The sequence below is a fragment of the Scandinavium sp. genome (genome assembly GCF_036271055.1).
Taxonomy (GTDB): domain Bacteria; phylum Pseudomonadota; class Gammaproteobacteria; order Enterobacterales; family Enterobacteriaceae; genus Scandinavium.
Window position 1 is genome coordinate 490,681 of the sequence record NZ_DATBBJ010000073.1, and the last position, 14,937, is coordinate 505,617.

Consider the following 14,937-nt stretch of genomic DNA (forward strand, 5'->3'; position numbering starts at 1 on the left):
TCTACGTAACGCGTCAAATTTTTGCTTAGGCTTGTGATTTACCGCACATTTTTTCGCGTATTTTCAGAAAAAAAGTCAACCAACGCCGCCGCCAGCAGTTGTTCGCGAAACCGCAGCGCGGACTGCGACTGTTCATGATGTTTTGACCACACCAGCCACATCTCGGACACCGCGTCCTCATCACTTATCGGCAGCCAGCGCATCTCATTGAGTTGCACCCTTTTAAAAGAGGCCGGAAGGATAGAAATGCCCAATCCTGCGGACACCAGGCCAATAATCGTCATCGCCTCGCCCACTTCCTGCGTAATGACCGGCGTACCGAAACGGCGCAATAAGCCAAGAATATCGTCATACAGCCCGGTGCCGACATGTGGGTCAAAAAACACCAATGGCTCCTCAACCAGCTCCGCCAGCGCGACCGATTCTCTTTGCGCGAGCGGATGATCGCGATGCACCATCGCCAGTAGCGGTTCGCGCAGAATGACCTGCCAGTCGAGCGTTTCCGGTAGCTGTGTTTTGCGCATCAGGCCCAAATCCAGCGCCCCTTCACTCAGCGGTGCAATCTGTTCACGCGTATTGCTCTCACGCGTCTGAATATGCACATCCGGATATTGCAGACGAAAACGCGACAGCGTGTCGGACACCGCCTTTATAAAGGGAGCCGACGAGGTGAAACCAATCCGCAGTTCACCGGTTTCCCCCTGATGCAGACGGGCGGCACGAGCGGCGGCATCTTCTACCTGCATCAAAATTTGTCGGCTGTCGGCCAGAAACAGTTTTCCCGCAGGCGTCAGGCTGACGCTGCGGTTTGTGCGAGCGAATAGACGCGCGCCTATCTGCTGTTCAAGGATCTGAATTTGCTGGCTTAACGGCGGCTGAGAGATGTTCAGCCTGGCAGCGGCCCGGCCAAAATGCAGCTCTTCAGCTACCGCCACAAAGTAACGCAGGTGTCGCAGTTCGATATTCATACTTTAAACATATCATTTGAGATTATTAATATATTAGACAGAATATTAACATTTTCCTACTCTGGGAAGGTGAACTGAATGTTTCTCTTATTCGCTGTTTTTACGCAAGGATCTTCCCGTGAGCCGTACTACCACCGCTGACACCGCTTCGCCTGGCGACGTCACCGATACCCGCCTTCCCGCGCCGGGGCAGTTTATTCAACGCGGCACCCCGCAGTTTATTCGCGTGACTCTGGCGCTGTTTTCCGCCGGTCTCGCGACCTTCGCCCTGCTCTATTGCGTTCAGCCCATTCTGCCGGTGTTGTCACAAGAGTTTGGCGTTTCCCCTGCCAGCGCGAGTATTTCGCTCTCTGTTTCGACCGGGTTACTGGCGTTCGGCTTGCTGTTTACCGGGCCGTTGTCGGACGCCATCGGACGCAAACAGGTCATGGTCACCGCGCTGCTGCTGGCCTCCTGCTGTACGTTATTGTCGACGACGATGACCAGTTGGCACGGTATTCTGATCATGCGTGCGCTGATTGGCCTGTCATTAAGCGGTGTGGCGGCGGTCGGTATGACCTATCTCAGCGAGGAAATTCACCCAAGCTTTGTCGCTTTTTCCATGGGGCTTTACATCAGCGGCAACTCAATTGGTGGCATGAGCGGTCGTCTGCTCACCGGGGTCATGACCGATTTCTTCGGCTGGCGGGTGGCTATCGCGATGATTGGCTGTTTCGCGCTGGCGGCGGCGCTGATGTTCTGGCGAATTCTGCCGGACTCTCGCCACTTTAAGGCGGCATCATTGCGCCCGAAATCACTGTTTATCAACTTCCGCATTCACTGGCGCGATAAAGGTTTGCCGCTGCTGTTCGCCGAAGGCTTCTTGTTGATGGGCGCGTTTGTGACGCTGTTTAACTACATCGGCTATCGCCTGATGATGCCGCCCTGGTCGTTAAGCCAGGCGGTGGTTGGCCTGTTATCTGTCGCTTATCTCACTGGTACGTGGAGCTCGCCGAAAGCAGGCGCGATGACGCAGCGTTACGGTCGCGGCCCGGTAATGGTGGGTTTTACCGCAGTGATGCTGTGCGGTCTGCTGCTAACGCTGTTCTCTTCGCTGTGGCTGATTTTCTTCGGCATGCTGCTGTTTTCCGCAGGCTTCTTCGCTGCGCATTCTGTTGCCAGCAGTTGGATTGGGCCACGGGCGCGACGCGCTCGCGGTCAGGCGTCGTCGCTGTATCTGTTCAGCTATTATCTCGGTTCCAGTATTGCGGGGACGCTGGGCGGTGTGTTCTGGCATAACTGGGGCTGGAACGGCGTCGGGGGTTTTATCGCGGCAATGCTTGTCCTGGCGTTAATTACCGGCAGTTGCCTGCACAAACGCCTGCATTAATGTCTGCTGCCCGTCGGCTGACGGGCGTCCTTACCACTGACCGAGGAAAGTGGTAAGCCCTGCCATGTCGCGTACTGCGTCAATCGACAGTAGCGTAATAAAGATCCAGATGAACGGATTCATAGTTTGCCGCACACTTTGACCTGTGATAGTCATTAGTCTGGTGTGAATTTTCCATTCCGCCTCATACTTTTGTCGTATTTTTGACCGCCCGCACAAACAAAAGTCATTCAACAGGATTAAGGCAAACATGGCAGACAACAACTACTCGCAGCTCACCCGCACTTTCCAGCGTTTATCGCGTTTCTCACACCTTTCCGCCATCGCTGGCTGGGACATGGCCGCCATGATGCCACCGGGCGGAAGCCAGGCGCGCGGCGAAGCGCTGGCCGAACTGGGCGTGCTTCAACACCAAATTCTGACCGATAAAAAAGTCGGCGAGTGGCTGGCTGCCGCCCAACAGGAAAATCTGACCGACGACGAACGCGCCAACCTGCGTGAGATGGCCCGCGCGTATGACCAGGCCGCGTTGCTGCCGGAAAGCCTGGTCGAAGCAAAATCGCTGGCGGGCAATCGTTGCGAACACGCCTGGCGTACCCAGCGCAAAAACAATGACTGGCAAGGTTTCGCACCGAACCTGAAAGAAGTGGTTCGCCTAAGCCGCGAAGAAGCCAAAATTCGCGCCGAAGCCAGCGGCGGTTCGCGCTATGACGCCCTGCTCGATATCTACGAACCGGGGATGACAAGCGCGCGTCTGGACGTGCTATTTGCTGACCTGAAAAGCTGGTTGCCAGACCTACTACAAACTGTGGTTGATAAGCTGGCCAGCCGTAAATTGATCAACCCGCAAGGCCCGTTCGCGACTGAATCTCAGCGAGAACTGGGGCTGGAAGCGATGAACATGCTCGGCTTTGATTTCAACGGCGGCCGTCTTGATGTCAGCACGCATCCGTTCTGTGGCGGCGTGCCGGAAGATGTGCGCATCACCACCCGCTACGATGAGAACGATCTGCTGAGCGCCTTGTTTGGCGTGATTCATGAAACCGGTCATGCGCGTTATGAGCAAAATCTGCCACGCCAGTGGGCCGGACAACCTATTGCCCACGCGCGTTCCATGGGCGTTCACGAATCACAGAGTCTGTTCTTTGAAATGCAGCTTGGTCGCAGCGCGGCGTTCCTCAAGCATATTCTGCCGCACATCCAGCAGCGTTTCGGCAATCAGCCTGCGTTCACGCTGGACAACTTTATTGCCTGGAGCCAAACCGTCGAGCGCGGTTACATTCGCGTGGATGCTGATGAAGTCAGCTACCCGGCGCACGTCATTTTGCGCTATGAAATCGAACGTGCGCTGATTGACGGCGAGATTGAAGTCGATGACATTCCGGCGCTGTGGGATGAAAAAATGCAGCAATATCTGGGACTGTCGACCGAAGGCAACTACCGCAACGGCTGTATGCAGGACATTCACTGGACCGATGGCGGATTCGGCTATTTCCCGTCATACACGCTCGGGGCGATGTATGCCGCGCAGTTGTTCCAGGCCGCCCGCAAAGCGCTGCCCGATCTCGACCAAAATCTGAATCAAGGCAACTTCAGCCCATTGTTCGGCTGGTTACAACAGAACGTCTGGCAGCACGGCAGCCGTTTCAGCACGTCCGAACTGATAATGAACGCCACTGGCGAAGATCTCAACAGCCGCTATTTCCGCGATCACCTCACCGCCCGCTACTTGTAATCCTCTGCGCCAGGCCCAGCGTCTGGCGCGTCTTTCCACGTTATACCTCTCGATGTACAAACGGTTACACGCCGATACCAATCACTCACTGAACGCTTTGATCCACAAGTCTATAGTTCATCTCAACGGCCCCGCAGTGGGGTTGAACATAGAAACCAAATTCGAGGATTTCAGAATGAAAAAAGTATTAGCTCTGGTTGTTGCCGCTGCTATGGGTCTGTCTTCTGCTGCTTTCGCTGCTGATACCGCTGCTACCGCACCGGCTGCTGCGCCTGCTGCCACTCACGCGGCTCCTGCTAAAACCACTCACCATAAAAAACACAAGAAAACCGCAGCTAAACCTGCTGCAGAGCAGAAAGCTCAGGCTGCCAAAAAGCACCACAAAAAAGCAGCAGCTAAACCAGCTGTAGAGCAGAAAGCTCAGGCTGCTAAAAAGCACCACAAAAAAGCAGCAACCAAGCCAGCTGTAGAGCAGAAAGCTCAGGCTGCTAAAAAGCACCACAAAAAAGCAGCAACCAAACCTGCTGTAGCTCAGAAAGCTCAGGCTGCTAAAAAACACAAAAAACACACTACCCACGCTGCTGCTAAACCAGCTGCACAGCCAGCTGCATAAGTTCGCACCCGGCAGTACGGTCTTGTATACTAAATCGGCGCTGTTTCAGCGCCGTTTTTTTCTGGAGAGCAATGATGTTGCGCCGCTATCGCTTTGAGCTCATCCTTTTATTGCTGATTATCTGTGCGCTGGTAGCCACTCGGTTCTTCTTGTCCTGAGTGTAGTTCGCTGATTTTACTCCCACTTTTTATTCATCCCGTCTATAGTAATCTCATTGGGTTTACCTTTTAATAATCATAATTGCCCCTTCAGAGAGTGTTATGCGCAGATCCATAGTGGTTTTACTGGGAGCCGTTTGCCTTTTTTCTCCCCTGACCCACGCTGACGACGACAGCGATGATACCGGCATCAGTGCCAGCGATCTTAAGACGCTATTTTTCGGTCATGACGACCGCGTCAAGGTCACGAATCCAACGCAATCTCCGTGGGACGCTATCGGCCAGCTTGAAACAGCCAGCGGTAATCTTTGTACCGCCACCTTAATTTCCCCGCATTTGGCGTTAACCGCCGGACACTGCCTGCTAACGCCGCCGCGCGGAAAACTCGATAAGCCTGTCGCACTGCGTTTTGTATCGCAAAAAGGTGTCTGGCGTTATGAAATTCACGGTATTGAAGGCCGCGTTGAGCCGTCGCTCGGTAAACGCCTCAAGCCTGACGGCGAAGGCTGGATTGTGCCGTCTTCTGCCGCGCCATGGGATTTTGGTCTGATCGTGTTGCGCTACCCGCCGTCCGGCATTACGCCGCTGCCGTTGTTCGCCGGGGATAAAGACGCGCTGACCGCCGCGCTGAAAACCGCCAACCGTCAGGTGACACAGTCCGGTTATCCGCTCGATCATCTTGATTCGTTGTACACGCACAATAATTGTGTGGTGACGGGCTGGGCGCAGAGCACCGTGCTATCGCACCAGTGCGATACCCTGCCAGGTGACAGCGGCTCCCCCCTGATGCTGAAAACTGCTGACGGTTGGCAATTGATTGGCGTGCAAAGTTCGGCCCCGGCGGCGAAAGACCGTTATCGTGCCGATAACCGAGCCATCTCTGTCACCGGTTTTCGCGACAAACTTGAAACACTGGCTGGCGAGTAATTAGCCGTGTCGCTGCTGACGCAATTGCAGCAGCGACGCCATCGGCATCGGTTCGCTGAACCAAAATCCCTGTAACTGATCGCACCCGGCTAACCGTAACAGCTTCATCTGTTTTTCATTCTCGACCCCTTCGGCAACCACCGTCATCCCTAACGCGCTGGCAATGCGGATCGTGCCGCCAACCAGCGCCGCCGCCTGCTCGTCGCTGTCCACCAGTCCGGCGAGAGATTTGTCGATTTTGATGGTGTCGAAATTAAAACGCCGCAGATAACCGATACTGGAATAGCCCGTCCCGAAATCATCCAGCGCAATCGCCGTCCCCAACAATTTAAGGTTCGCAATCGCCACCCGCGCCCGTTCGGGATTTTCCAGCACATAGGTTTCCGTCACTTCAAGCTGTAAGCGGTACGGCGGGAAATGGCTGGATTCCAGCACCCGAGCCACTTTGTTTTCAAATTCAGGGTCACGAAACTGTGCCGGGGAAATATTTACCGACAGTTTTAAGTCATCCAGCGCTTGTAAATCCGCACACGCACGACGCAGTACAAATTGACCGAGTGAATAAATCAGTCCGCTGGTTTCCGCAATCGCGATAAACGCATCCGGTTTCAGTTCACCTTTTGGTCTGCGCGGCCAGCGAACCAGCGCCTCGACACCAGTCATTACCTGGGAACGCGCATCCACAATCGGCTGATACCACACGTCAAATTCGTTATTTTCCAGCCCCTCGCGAATGTCATTCTCAATGCTCAACTGGTATTCGCGCGCGCTGTTCAGCTCTGCGTCGTAATGCGTTATCCGCCCTTTTCCGGTAATTTTTGAATGGTACATCGCGATATCTGCGCGGCGGAACAGCTCTGAACTGGTGCTGCTTTCCAGCGATCCGCTGGCAATGCCGATACTGGCGCTGATATGGATCGTGCGCTCGCCAAGGCGAATAGGGTTATTGAGATAATCCAGTACGCTGCCCGCAAACGCCGCCGCTTTTTGCCCGGATCCCACCCCGCTCACGGTCATCGCGAACTCGTCGCCGCCGAGGCGAGCCAGCATCCCGCCCACTGGCACCTGTGCTTGCAACGTGTGCGCGATATGCACAATCAGCGTATCGCCGACATCATGCCCGTAAATATCATTCACATCCTTGAAACCATCCAGATCGATAAACACCACGGTTTTGAGTGCTTCATCGCTGCGCGGGCTGACCTGTTCCAGATGCTCAATCAACGCCCGGCGATTCGGCAGACGGCTTAGCCAGTCGGTCAACGCGATTTCCCGCGCCTGTTTCTCGCCGCGCGCCAGTTTGTACAAACCCAGGCTGCTGAGCATGATAAACAGCAAAATCAGCCCTGCCGCCAGCGCCACAATTTTGCGGATTTCCGGCGAAGCCGCCATCACTGCTTCAGCGCCCGGCAAACGCGGCTGCCAGTTGAGATAGCCCACCACTTTGCCGCCCGAACTTTTTAGCGGCACGCTGTAAACACTGGTGTGTGTTTTGGTCAAATTAAGGTCAGCTATCTGGAAGGTATTTCCTAAATCTTTCAGAATGCCGGGGTTAAGATGGCGAGTAATCACCAGATAACGCCGGGTGGCGTCATAAATTGGCAGACGACTGGTCATCGGGCGAATCAAACCAATGCCCACAAACGCAACCCCCTCACGGGTTTGGGTGATCCCGGCGAAGATATTTTTACCGCTGGCGAGATCCGCCGCATGCTGGTTAATCAGCGCGGTTAGCCCTTCGCCAAAAAAATCCAGATTGCGTTCAGTAAATGACTGACTGTGGAACGATCCCCACAGCACCTTGTAATGTTCGTCGAGCACAAAAGTGCCATCGTAGAGGTTATTGATTTTAAACCCGGCGCCCCAGGTGTCGTACAGCCAACGAGTATCCAGCTCTGGCGAATACACTTTATGCACCGCGTCGTCCCAAATGGCGTTGTCCACCACCAGCGACAGCACGCGATTCACCGAGGTCTGGATAGCGCCATCCACCGACAGCGCCGAACGGTGCGCGTCGATGGCGTTAGTTTTGCTGCTGATCAGATGCTGAGAAAGGTACAAAAGGGAAACAATAGAAATGATCAGACCGATACCCGCCAGAAACAGCATCACAAAAAGCGTTCTGGCGGTGGCGATATTGCGCCAGCAAGATGGATTAAACATTCGCAACCCTCATGCAAGTAGCCAGCCAGCGGGAAATGCACCCTGTTTAATTAGCGTAATACAGCCAGCATTTTTCGCTGCCCACAAACGCGGGCAGCGTCACATCATGCAAGTTTAATCATCACCATACCGGCAATTAATAAGGCTAAACCGATCCATCCTTTGTAATTAAGTCGCTGACCGAACAAGATCCAGCCCGCAGCAAGAGTAGCAACCACGCCGAAACCGCCCCAAATGGCGTAGGCCACAGAGAGATCGATCCCTTTTACCGCCTGCGAAAGCGCGCTAAATGCCGCTAACACCGCCGCCAGTGACAACAGGCCATAAACCTTGCGGCGAAAGCCATCTGAAAATTTCAGGAAAATATTGGCCGCGATTTCCAGCACAATCGCACCCGCCAGCCATGCGCCGTGAACCCACTCAAACTGCGCCATGGCTCACCTCCGCGCGGTTGCTTTTGGCTTTGCGAGTGCCGGATTTAATCAACACAATTCCCGCTACCAGCGTTGCCAGCCCTGCGCCTTTCGTCAGCGTCAGGCTTTCATCAAACAACAGTACGCTAAACAGTGTGATCAGTAAAATACCCACGCCTTCCCACAACGCATAAGCCACGCCAAGCGCGATTTTTTTTACAGCGAATGAAAGAAATATATAAGAAAGTGCAATCATCCCGAGCATTAAAATATAACCAAGCTGCCCATCGCTGGTGCTGGCCCATTTCATAGAGAGCGTGCCGGTAATTTCAGTGGCAATAGCCAGGGCTAATAATATCCAGTAAAACATGGTTCTTCTCCTTCCTGAGAATATAATCTTCTGCAACTTGTAATAAATCACAAGCCGTGAATTGATGTGGATTTAACTCAATTGAAGGAAAAAACTACAGCGCAGAGCGCCAGTGCTGCTCACCGGATAGCAAGGTAAAGGAAGGGAATTCAAGAGATTGACAGACGTTTTTGGCATTGAACAGGATGTTCATAATATTACAATTATCCGCGGTATTGCTTCTCGTCATTGCGGATGAAAATTGTCCTCAGTAGTTAAACACGGCATAATTCTGGCATAGCGCCACAATAAACTCAAAACCTTTTCAATTCTTTACTGATGCGGTTTAACCTGAATAAGTTTATTCTTACCCAATACCGTTTATGATGTTGTTAAAACTTTTATCAGGGAATGTTATGGCAAAGTCGGGTATTACCCTTAATGGATTAAAAATAGTCATCATGCTGGGCATGTTGGTGATTATCCTCGCCGGTATTCGTTTTGCCGTAGATATCGTGGTGCCGTTTATTCTGGCGCTGTTTATCGCCGTGGTGCTGAACCCCGTTGTAAACCTGCTGGTGCGCTGGCGCGTGCCACGGGGGCTGGCGATCACGCTGCTCATCAGCTTTATCATCATGCTTGCGGTGCTGTTACTGGCATCATTAGGCACCTCGCTGAACGAACTCGCCCGCACGCTGCCGCAATATCGTTCGTCGCTGGTTGTGCCACTGGAGAATCTCGAGCCCTGGTTACAACGTTTTGGTATTGAGGTGTCGGTGAATGAACTGGTGAAGTACATCGACCCGAACGCCGCGATGACGCTGGTCACCGCCCTTTTAACTCAGCTCACCAACGCCATGTCGTCGATTTTCCTGTTACTGCTGACGGTGGTGTTTATGCTGTTTGAAGTGCCGCAGCTTCCAGCCAAACTCCAGCAAATGATGATGCGTCCACTGGAAGGGATGGCGGCGATCCAGAAAGCCATCGACAGCGTCAGCCATTATCTGGTGTTGAAAACGGCAATCAGCTTTGTAACCGGATTGGTTGCCTGGGGCATGCTCGCCGCGCTCGACGTGCGTTTTGCGTTTATCTGGGGGCTGCTGGCATTTGCACTCAACTACATTCCGAATATCGGCTCGGTGCTGGCCGCCATTCCGCCGATTTTGCAGGTGCTGGTGTTCGGTAGTTTCTACGACGCGCTGGTGGTGCTGGCGGGTTATCTGGCGATCAACATGGTATTCGGCAATATTCTGGAACCCCGGATCATGGGCCGTGGGCTGGGCCTGTCGACGCTGGTGGTGTTCCTGTCATTGATTTTCTGGGGCTGGCTGCTCGGCCCGGTCGGGATGCTGCTGTCGGTGCCGCTGACCATCATCGTCAAAATCGGCCTGGAGCACACCGAAGGCGGGCAAAGTATTGCGGTGTTGCTGAGTGACTTGAGTAAAAAATAAAGATTTATCAGCGGGCTGGTCACAGCCCGTTGTCACATAATCAGCCGGTCAATCCAGCCAGCCAGAATCGCCTCGTGCGCCAAAAACGCGAGTATTCCCCATAAAAGTAACATCCTTATCACGCCTACACCCCGTTCATCTGACATCGCTATAACTCACCATCAGCCTGTATTTCGACAGAGTAAAACGCCGTTTCTATCTCTAACATAAACAGATTGGATTAAAACGTTTCAGACCTGGAGAGATGATGAATATGTGAAGTCAGAGGGGTTTGTTGGGGCTATTTGGTCATTGTTGCGTCATTGCGAGCTGGGCCGAATATCACCGCTCCAGCGTTGCAAAGTTGCCATTTTTTCCTGAAGCGTCCATGCATTTCTGAAACGTAGGCCGATATTTTTAAAGCTCTCTCCTTATCCGGCAAAATATAATTCCCGGCAAAGCGCCCTCATCCGCAAAAGGCTCATGGCAAAGAGAGGGCCAATTTACACGTACGAAGTACGTTTTTAATGTTGCAAAACGTACATGGTACGCCTAAAATGTTTTCAAGCCGACAAGGATAGTTGAAGGAAATGAATTTCCTCTTTATCGAAACCAGCGTGTTCAATCGGTCCAGACATGATCTTATGCGAGATGATGAATTGCATGAATTTCAGGTCTGGCTGCTTCAGAATTACGAGTTGGGGGATACGATTGCGGGCACCAGCGGATGCAAAAAAGTACGCTGGTCCCGACCTGGCACAGGTAAATCCGGGGGTGTGAGGGTGATTTATTATGTTCAGACCCAACGTGATCGGATCTACCTGCTTATCATGTATCCCAAAAGTCGGCAGGACAACTTAAGTGACGGCCAAAAATCGCAGCTTAAGGGCGTCATTCAGCAAATTAATCAGTGCAGCCTGTGAACAGGTTCGGATAACGAGGAACATTTATGGACGACAATTTGTTTGACGATCTTCTGGCAAGCGCCCAGGAAATGGTGGCCATTGAAAAAGGTGAAGTTCAGCCGCATCCGGACAACGTGCACTGCCATGTTATCCCTGACGTTAAAATGATGAGGGCTAACTTTGGCATGAAGCAAAACGAGTTTGCCGAGGCCATTGGCACCAGCCCAGCACTCATTCAGTCATGGGAACTTAAACGCCGAATTCCCACCGGAGTAGCCTTAAAAATGCTGCGACTGCTGGAGCAAGATCCGCAGTTAATGAATAAGCTGAAACGCACCTGACACCAAAGAATGTAAACCTGCAACAAAAAGCATTTTCTTTCCGAGCGCCCACGCATTTTTCAACTTTCCCAGTCTGTTTATTTATCCAGCCCTGTACAATAAGTCAGTGCTTATTAAGCAAGCAGTAAAATAGAGATGTGATGAAACGAGATGTGATGAAAAGAGACGCGGCGTAAAGGTGCTACAACACCCCTACACCGCTAACCACAAACAACTGAAAAGGAGTTATTTATGGCTGAGCAGAATTTTATGCCAGATCCGGCTATCGCCCAAACAGATCTTGATGATTCAGGGGACAATAATCATTTCCCCGAGGTCACTCGCAAAAACAGCGCCAATCGTCTGCACGGAAAAAAGACAGACGCGGCAACCCGGCATCCGCGAGCGGAAACAGAGCAAAACAGTGACGCCTGCTGTGAACTCTATTCCCGCGTCAATTCGCGCTATCTACCGCTGAGCGGTGATTGGTTGCCGAAAGCCGGTTTTATCAACGGCATGCCAGTAAAAATAAGAGTGATGAAAGATTGCATCGTCATCACCCCGCAGCACACCCGCGAACTGTGGGGCTGTCTGGAAGGCATGAGCGTGGTGAATATCAATAAACAAAAAGTCGCGACGTGGCTAAAAACCTTCCCCGGCGCACTGAATAATACCGGCGATATCCCAGTCATTCGCCGTAATCCGCGCGATTGTTTGATTCGCAGTAGTTGAGGGTGTTCCCGGCTTTCGGGCCGGGAGCTTTGTTTGTGAGGGCGTGGTAGTCCACTTTGAGCGAAAAATAGACATAACCATCAGAGATGTAGGGGATACGTTAAATGCCAGATTACTGCTTTTTCCAAAAAGGTCAGAAAGTTATTGTGCTGGAACGCTCTGCCACTGACAAAGCTTCTCAATTGACAGCAGAGGGTTATGAAAGACAGTTTGAAGAGGTTTACGCCGCAAATGAAGAAAACGCACTTTCTCGTTTCGTGGATATTCGCAGAAATAACAAGATAGACCGCAATAACTTTCTTGCTGGTGCAGGCACTATGCCCCTGATCGGATTTTTAGCAGCAGCGTTGGCTTCTTTATTTCGAAAGAAGTAAGCCTAACGACGATTACACATGAACTCTGAACTGTCCCTTAAAGCGAGCTGGTCTGCTGTGAGCGAGGTGCGGAAGTTCGCAGTTTTGTTACAACCAGGTGAAGGTATCACTAACTCCGCCGTTTATTAAAAAATGGGGGCAGATCATAAGGGTTTTTTGACGGAATTCAGGTGTGTGCTGATTGCGGTTTTTTTGGAATTGATGCTGGTTTTGTCATGAGTCACCTCTGGTAGAAAGTTTACTCACTTAGTCGCGTGTCCACTATTCACGGGTAAGATTGTACTGCTATTTTTCAGATTCTCGCCCCACGAAATAAGAATGGTAACCCCTGAAGATAATCATACATTATTACTATTTCCAGAATACTAAGGGATCATATTCTAAGTAAATGCACAATGTCACTCAATAGCGTTCAATAATTTCCTTAACTGCCTACGAGGTTCAAATCATGAAAAATAAGAAACTAACTCCACAAGATGATTCTGTTCAGATTGAAATGACAAGCGTTTCAGATGTATTTCAAGAATTAAACTTAAGTTTAAATAAAGTACCTACACCTGAGTGGTTTTGCCAGAATTACGATGAAATCATGGCTAAACTGGATAAGGTTATTGCCCGAACAGGAAGAGTTTATTTTTAGATAAAATAACCACAACACTCCAACTCATTAAGGAATTGCTTAAAATACTTAAACCAGTGGTATGTAAAACAGAATAAATTTAAAGGGGTTTAACATGTCAAATTTTGGAAAATTCCCAAACCCGGTTTCTACTTTATGGATGAACGAAACCGGACCAAACAGGAATATGAAACTAAATGAAGATGTCTCCTATACTGATCCTTCGGGAAGAGAATGGAAAGCCAGTAAAGGAGATATCATTAATGGAGCCAGTATCCCGCAGGCACTCTGGTCAACTATAGGATCTCCATATATTGGTGATTACAGAGATGCATCGGTCCTCCATGATGTCGCATGCAATACACCGGGGGTCAACAGAAAAGAGGCCGACAATATGTTCTACTATGCATGCTTATGCAAAGGATGTAGTTATTTCAGAGCTCGTGTTTTTTACTTGGGAGTCCGTATCGGTGCCTGGGCATCACTAAGCCTCACGTCAGATGAAGATACTTTCAGGGGCGAATTTTTTTCGTATGATGATCCCAAAATCCTTTCAACTAATGACCAAATTATATTAATGAAACTCAAGGAAATAGGAACAAACCTTTGGGCAATGAGTGATGATACAACACCAGAAGATATGGATACAGTTATCGAAAAACATTTAATTCTTACAGAAGTAAAATATCTCTAGCAAAATGCATTAAGCTCCCGGTCTACTTGCAATCCTTGTAGCTAATGCCGCTCCTCCGCCTGTACCGCAATGCGAAAGAACCGCTGAGAACGAGGGCAATAAAAAAATGAAAGCTATCAATAAGTTCATCCGAAAAAAACCTAAGGTAGCAGTATTAACTGCCCGCATATTTCTGCTACTGGGGTTGCTTTCGCTCGTCAGTTCCTGCATGCAATCTGCACATATTGCTAATCAGGAGGATCGTATACTTACGCCGGATTTTCAGGACACCTTTGATATCCCACCTCCCACGGACGGTTCGACCGGGAGAACTATACAGCTGTGGTCGACTTCGTATCATACAACACAGCCCATCACGGATAAAAACGGCGTTCCATTCCGGGATATTAATGGTGTCCCGATATCAGATAATGTCAGCAAGAAAGACTGGTGCCTGGGTGCTCAGGAAGGATCAATCAAAATAACCTTTAATGGAAAGGACATAAGAATCACAGATGGGGGAGTCTTTAATTCAAAACGATCATATTCCATCGATTGTGCCTCAGAGTTAGGAAGTAAAGATTATGATTCTTATAGCCGCAGTTATCATTTAAAAACTAACGCTCCGTTTGGATTGGGAATTTATGATTACTTTCTGGTTCCGTACCGGAGCATTGCTGTCCATGTTAATAACAATGATGCTTTAAAATTAAAAAGAGGAGATGTGCTTTATATTAAGGAAGTTACTAACAATATAGTCACAGATCCCTATACGGGTAAGAAATTCAAGCATGATGGATATTTTTTTGTCGCAGATGTTGGTGGCAAAGTTAAGGATAACCATGCGGATACCTTTTGTGGCTTCAAAGACGACTGCCTTCCACCGTTTACAGGCGGAAGTAATAAAACTCATGTACTGTCTACAGCTCTGATTATCACTGACCCGGCAATTATAGAAAAACTAAAAAAAATGCACTTAAAATCCAGTTACAGATAGTGGCGGGTACAACATGGGCTCCGTTTGGGAAACGGAATTTATGGTCACTCCCGAGACTGTAATTAAAATTGTGTAATTGCCTGTTTTTGATATGTTCACTCCACTCACGGAGACAGGCAAATTATGGACGAAAAGAAACTTAAAGCTCTTGCGGCTGAACTGGCTAAAGGCATTAAAACCGAAGCCGATCTC

At 50.4% G+C, this 14,937-nt stretch carries 19 protein-coding genes and 1 pseudogene; 13 read left to right on the forward strand and 7 right to left on the reverse strand.

The features are described from left to right. Nucleotides 1-38: 38 nt before the first annotated feature. Nucleotides 39-968 carry a LysR family transcriptional regulator gene (locus VH187_RS16095; protein WP_329702446.1) on the reverse strand — a complete coding sequence of 310 codons (930 nt, stop codon included), beginning with the start codon at nucleotides 966-968 and terminating at the stop codon, nucleotides 39-41. Nucleotides 969-1,086: 118 nt separating this feature from the next. Here VH187_RS16095 and VH187_RS16100 point away from each other — a divergent pair, with 118 nt between their 5' ends. After that, complete coding sequence (locus tag VH187_RS16100) at nucleotides 1,087-2,337, forward strand: MFS transporter (protein ID WP_329702447.1); 1,251 nt, start codon at nucleotides 1,087-1,089, stop codon at nucleotides 2,335-2,337. A gap of 30 nt (nucleotides 2,338-2,367) precedes the next feature. On the opposite strand, the gene VH187_RS16105 is transcribed toward VH187_RS16100, so the two are convergent. Then, entirely contained in the window at nucleotides 2,368-2,472 is a 105-nt protein-coding gene (locus tag VH187_RS16105; protein WP_329702448.1) for a KPN_01571 family protein, read from the reverse strand. Between the two features lie 115 nt (nucleotides 2,473-2,587). Between VH187_RS16105 and VH187_RS16110 the strand changes: the two genes are divergently transcribed. The 4 genes from VH187_RS16110 (at nucleotide 2,588) to VH187_RS16120 (ending at nucleotide 5,770) form a co-directional block, all read left to right on the forward strand. After that, nucleotides 2,588-4,072, forward strand: a complete 1,485-nt coding sequence (locus VH187_RS16110; RefSeq protein WP_329702449.1) for a carboxypeptidase M32 — start codon at nucleotides 2,588-2,590, stop codon at nucleotides 4,070-4,072. 175 nt (nucleotides 4,073-4,247) lie between these two features. Then, complete coding sequence (asr, locus tag VH187_RS16115) at nucleotides 4,248-4,685, forward strand: acid resistance repetitive basic protein Asr (protein WP_329702450.1); 438 nt, start codon at nucleotides 4,248-4,250, stop codon at nucleotides 4,683-4,685. Nucleotides 4,686-4,759: 74 nt separating this feature from the next. Beyond that, a complete protein-coding gene (gene ydgU, locus VH187_RS23570; RefSeq protein ID WP_473964792.1) occupies nucleotides 4,760-4,843 on the forward strand; it encodes a small membrane protein YdgU in 84 nt (27 codons plus the stop codon). Between the two features lie 102 nt (nucleotides 4,844-4,945). Beyond that, a complete protein-coding gene (locus VH187_RS16120) occupies nucleotides 4,946-5,770 on the forward strand; it encodes a trypsin-like serine peptidase (RefSeq protein ID WP_329702451.1) in 825 nt (274 codons plus the stop codon). Here VH187_RS16120 and VH187_RS16125 read toward each other — a convergent pair whose 3' ends face one another. The 4 genes from VH187_RS16125 to VH187_RS23575 form a co-directional block, all read right to left on the reverse strand. Next, on the reverse strand, nucleotides 5,771-7,933 hold the full coding sequence (locus tag VH187_RS16125) for a bifunctional diguanylate cyclase/phosphodiesterase (RefSeq protein WP_329702452.1): 2,163 nt from the start codon (nucleotides 7,931-7,933) through the stop codon (nucleotides 5,771-5,773). It abuts the gene before it with no gap. 104 nt (nucleotides 7,934-8,037) lie between these two features. After that, entirely contained in the window at nucleotides 8,038-8,367 is a 330-nt protein-coding gene (mdtI, locus tag VH187_RS16130; protein WP_329702453.1) for a multidrug/spermidine efflux SMR transporter subunit MdtI, read from the reverse strand. Continuing rightward, on the reverse strand, nucleotides 8,354-8,716 hold the full coding sequence (mdtJ, locus tag VH187_RS16135) for a multidrug/spermidine efflux SMR transporter subunit MdtJ (protein WP_329702454.1): 363 nt from the start codon (nucleotides 8,714-8,716) through the stop codon (nucleotides 8,354-8,356). Before mdtJ ends, mdtI begins: the two co-directional genes overlap by 14 nt. Nucleotides 8,717-8,810: 94 nt before the next feature. Next, nucleotides 8,811-8,945 carry a protein YdgV gene (locus VH187_RS23575; RefSeq protein ID WP_473964791.1) on the reverse strand — a complete coding sequence of 45 codons (135 nt, stop codon included), beginning with the start codon at nucleotides 8,943-8,945 and terminating at the stop codon, nucleotides 8,811-8,813. A 166-nt stretch (nucleotides 8,946-9,111) separates the two neighbouring features. On the opposite strand from VH187_RS23575, the gene VH187_RS16140 reads away from it, so the two are divergent. From VH187_RS16140 to VH187_RS16175, 8 genes are all read left to right on the forward strand, one after another. Then, nucleotides 9,112-10,146, forward strand: coding sequence for an AI-2E family transporter (locus VH187_RS16140; protein ID WP_329702455.1), 1,035 nt, complete (start codon nucleotides 9,112-9,114; stop codon nucleotides 10,144-10,146). Nucleotides 10,147-10,715: 569 nt separating this feature from the next. Next, a complete protein-coding gene (locus tag VH187_RS16145) occupies nucleotides 10,716-11,048 on the forward strand; it encodes a type II toxin-antitoxin system RelE/ParE family toxin (RefSeq protein WP_329702456.1) in 333 nt (110 codons plus the stop codon). Between the two features lie 26 nt (nucleotides 11,049-11,074). Beyond that, nucleotides 11,075-11,371 (forward strand): NadS family protein, encoded by a 297-nt coding sequence (nadS, locus tag VH187_RS16150; RefSeq protein WP_329702457.1) that lies wholly within the window; start codon nucleotides 11,075-11,077, stop codon nucleotides 11,369-11,371. Between the two features lie 231 nt (nucleotides 11,372-11,602). After that, complete coding sequence (locus tag VH187_RS16155) at nucleotides 11,603-12,082, forward strand: SymE family type I addiction module toxin (protein WP_329702458.1); 480 nt, start codon at nucleotides 11,603-11,605, stop codon at nucleotides 12,080-12,082. Nucleotides 12,083-12,186: 104 nt separating this feature from the next. Further along, on the forward strand, nucleotides 12,187-12,456 hold the full coding sequence (locus VH187_RS16160; RefSeq protein ID WP_329702459.1) for a hypothetical protein: 270 nt from the start codon (nucleotides 12,187-12,189) through the stop codon (nucleotides 12,454-12,456). Between the two features lie 448 nt (nucleotides 12,457-12,904). Beyond that, a complete protein-coding gene (locus tag VH187_RS16165) occupies nucleotides 12,905-13,096 on the forward strand; it encodes a hypothetical protein (RefSeq protein ID WP_329702460.1) in 192 nt (63 codons plus the stop codon). A 94-nt stretch (nucleotides 13,097-13,190) separates the two neighbouring features. Beyond that, nucleotides 13,191-13,769 carry a DUF1353 domain-containing protein gene (locus tag VH187_RS16170; protein WP_329702461.1) on the forward strand — a complete coding sequence of 193 codons (579 nt, stop codon included), beginning with the start codon at nucleotides 13,191-13,193 and terminating at the stop codon, nucleotides 13,767-13,769. A 106-nt stretch (nucleotides 13,770-13,875) separates the two neighbouring features. After that, the gene (locus VH187_RS16175; protein ID WP_329702462.1) at nucleotides 13,876-14,745 is read left to right on the forward strand and encodes an RlpA-like double-psi beta-barrel domain-containing protein; all 870 of its coding nucleotides are present in this window, start codon (nucleotides 13,876-13,878) and stop codon (nucleotides 14,743-14,745) included. Here VH187_RS16175 and VH187_RS16180 read toward each other — a convergent pair. Continuing rightward, a pseudogene (locus VH187_RS16180) lies at nucleotides 14,725-14,937 on the reverse strand (hypothetical protein); the annotation flags it as partial. The gene VH187_RS16175 and the pseudogene VH187_RS16180 overlap by 21 nt on opposite strands.

Excerpts from the sequence above, each read along its gene's own strand:
- VH187_RS16165 (WP_329702460.1), top strand. The coding sequence starts at position 12,905 with ATGAAAAATAAGAAACTAACTCCACAAGATGATTCTGTTCAGATTGAA.
- VH187_RS16140 (WP_329702455.1), top strand. The coding sequence starts at position 9,112 with ATGGCAAAGTCGGGTATTACCCTTAATGGATTAAAAATAGTCATCATG.
- VH187_RS16155 (WP_329702458.1), top strand. The coding sequence starts at position 11,603 with ATGGCTGAGCAGAATTTTATGCCAGATCCGGCTATCGCCCAAACAGAT.
- VH187_RS16175 (WP_329702462.1), top strand. The coding sequence starts at position 13,876 with ATGAAAGCTATCAATAAGTTCATCCGAAAAAAACCTAAGGTAGCAGTA.
- mdtJ (WP_329702454.1), bottom strand. The coding sequence starts at position 8,716 with ATGTTTTACTGGATATTATTAGCCCTGGCTATTGCCACTGAAATTACC.
- nadS (WP_329702457.1), top strand. The coding sequence starts at position 11,075 with ATGGACGACAATTTGTTTGACGATCTTCTGGCAAGCGCCCAGGAAATG.
- VH187_RS23575 (WP_473964791.1), bottom strand. The coding sequence starts at position 8,945 with ATGACGAGAAGCAATACCGCGGATAATTGTAATATTATGAACATCCTG.
- VH187_RS16125 (WP_329702452.1), bottom strand. The coding sequence starts at position 7,933 with ATGTTTAATCCATCTTGCTGGCGCAATATCGCCACCGCCAGAACGCTT.
- VH187_RS16095 (WP_329702446.1), bottom strand. The coding sequence starts at position 968 with ATGAATATCGAACTGCGACACCTGCGTTACTTTGTGGCGGTAGCTGAA.
- mdtI (WP_329702453.1), bottom strand. The coding sequence starts at position 8,367 with ATGGCGCAGTTTGAGTGGGTTCACGGCGCATGGCTGGCGGGTGCGATT.
- ydgU (WP_473964792.1), top strand. The coding sequence starts at position 4,760 with ATGTTGCGCCGCTATCGCTTTGAGCTCATCCTTTTATTGCTGATTATC.
- VH187_RS16110 (WP_329702449.1), top strand. The coding sequence starts at position 2,588 with ATGGCAGACAACAACTACTCGCAGCTCACCCGCACTTTCCAGCGTTTA.
- VH187_RS16145 (WP_329702456.1), top strand. The coding sequence starts at position 10,716 with ATGAATTTCCTCTTTATCGAAACCAGCGTGTTCAATCGGTCCAGACAT.
- asr (WP_329702450.1), top strand. The coding sequence starts at position 4,248 with ATGAAAAAAGTATTAGCTCTGGTTGTTGCCGCTGCTATGGGTCTGTCT.
- VH187_RS16160 (WP_329702459.1), top strand. The coding sequence starts at position 12,187 with ATGCCAGATTACTGCTTTTTCCAAAAAGGTCAGAAAGTTATTGTGCTG.
- VH187_RS16170 (WP_329702461.1), top strand. The coding sequence starts at position 13,191 with ATGTCAAATTTTGGAAAATTCCCAAACCCGGTTTCTACTTTATGGATG.
- VH187_RS16120 (WP_329702451.1), top strand. The coding sequence starts at position 4,946 with ATGCGCAGATCCATAGTGGTTTTACTGGGAGCCGTTTGCCTTTTTTCT.